Source organism: Corynebacterium sp. p3-SID1194 (genome assembly GCF_025144155.1).
In the GTDB taxonomy this organism is placed as follows: domain Bacteria; phylum Actinomycetota; class Actinomycetes; order Mycobacteriales; family Mycobacteriaceae; genus Corynebacterium.
The window spans coordinates 1-2,006 of the sequence record NZ_JALXWY010000036.1; the positions used below are offsets into that span (position 1 = coordinate 1).

Here is a 2,006-nt window from a genome sequence, read left to right on the forward strand (position 1 = left end):
CGCTTTATGTCAAGTGGTTGTGAATCGTTTCGTGGTTAGTGATTGATTGTCAGGGGTTGGGGTGCGGGCCGGGTCGCGGTCGTGGTCCGGATGATCGTGACTTCTTCTGGCAGCCCAGTTCTGGGAGTAGGCAGTTTTTGTATGTAGCCGTGTTCTAGGGCTTGCTGTGCCGCTCTTCGGCGGTTGGCTTGCAGATCTTTCCAGGTCCCGTCGAGCACGCTGCGTGGGGTGTAGTGGTTGATGCCGCTGTGTGGACGGTTGTTGTACAGCACGGTGAAGTCTTCAACCCATGCGGCGGCGTCGTGGATGCTGGTGAACACCCTCGGGTAGTAGGTGGTGCCTTTCAGGGTGTGGAACAGCGATTCAATATGGGGATTGTCATTGCTGGTGCGGGGCCGGCTGAAGGACTGGCGCACCCCGTGGCTGTGAAACAACCGGGCCAGGGTGGTGCTTGTCATCGAAGCCCCGTTATCGGAATGGACAGTGTGCATATCCGGGTAACGCTTGAGTAGCTCGGTAAACATCTGGGCTGCTGCTCGTGTGTCCTCACGCGCAGAAACTACTGCTCCGACTAGGGCGCGGGAGTATAAGTCGATGACTGTGTGGCAAGCGTAGGTTTCCCCGACTAGCGGGCCAGGCAAAAACGTTATGTCCCAGCACAACACGTGCCCGGGCGCTGTGGCCACGACATGGGGCGGGTGGTGTCCTGCCCGTGCCGTCTTCTTCCTTGCCCGGGTGCGCCGGCGTTGTTTCAACAGCCGGTTATTGGCCCTAGCAACCCGGTAGAAACTGCTCAAGCTGGCGATATAGCAGCCGTGGTTGAACGCGTTGTAGAACACATCGTCCACACTGGAATATGGGTTGGCATCCAACAGGGCCAGGATATCGTCGACTTGTTGCTGCGATAAGCGTGCGATGTTGCGGTCGCTGTGGGCAATGGGATCAGCTTTGACCGGCCTGGGGTGGGTGGCGTAGTAGAGCCGGCTGGCACAGGCTCCGATGATCCGGCAGGCCGCAGTGCGGGAATGACCGGCGGCTACGAGTGCGTCTATGAGGTGTTGTTCTTCTTGTCTGCCAGTTTCATAGCGGCGCTTTTCGTCTTCGGATAGGGATTTTCCTCCGCGTCGTAGTCCACGCCAGGCAGATCCGGCATGGACGCTAACGCTTTTCCCAAAACATCACTGGTCTTTTCCCATTTGTCGATCTCTTTGTCTTGCCGGTCGATTTTTCGGTTGGCCTTGTCGAGCTCTTTTTTCAACCGCTCGTTTTCAGCCAGGATCTTCGCCACCAACTCGCGGGTTCCGACGAGGTCATCAGGAGTGGTGTTATCCACGTTGCAGCCCTTTCTTCTATGGACGTAGTGAGAAATGGATCCATCAGCAACCCGGGAGATCCACCTCATCATGTTGACATGCTCAAGCCCGCACTCGGCCAGGAAAGCCCTTTTCTCGCCGAAAGGAAGCTCTGCATAACGCCGCACCACATACGTGATCAGCTCCGGGGTCAATGGGCCGCTCAAATCCAGTGTGACACGGTCACTGACCTGCTGTGCGTGCGTTGGATAGCCCAACCGCTGACCCCACCGAAAGATCTTGGCTGAATACAACCCCTGGCGAGCAATCCACGCCCTCTTAGCCCCGTGAGGCAACGCCCGATAAATCTCCACCATCTGGGCTTTCTGCGCCGCAGTATGGTCAAGTCCCCACCTTGCGGGAACACTCGGAGTAAAGACAAACGAACCGGCCTTCCACGAGGCAGCCGTCTCATCATCGAGCACCGCCCCAGCATCAAGAACAGTCACCGGCAGCCCCAGCACATCCTCAGCAGTTACTCCCGCACGTGGGACACGCGTTTTGTCCCAATGATCCCGACCTGCAACCTGGATCATCGCCACCCGCCGAGCCGCAGAAACAGCAGCCATCCCAGACGGAATCAAACGGGGAACATCAAACTCAGTCATGAACAAAACCTCCTCGGTAAGTTGTTCACAACCACCCTGACAGTAA

Annotated in this window: 2 protein-coding genes; both read right to left on the reverse strand. The window is 57.4% G+C overall.

Features of this window, described 5'->3' with window-relative positions; genetic code table 11:
- Nucleotides 1–35: 35 nt before the first annotated feature.
- Nucleotides 36–848, reverse strand: a complete 813-nt coding sequence (locus tag M3G19_RS11750; RefSeq protein ID WP_311198363.1) for a DDE-type integrase/transposase/recombinase — start codon at nucleotides 846–848, stop codon at nucleotides 36–38.
- Between the two features lie 200 nt (nucleotides 849–1,048).
- Nucleotides 1,049–2,006: hypothetical protein (locus tag M3G19_RS11755; protein WP_259902784.1), on the reverse strand; the 958-nt coding region annotated here is incomplete at its 5' end.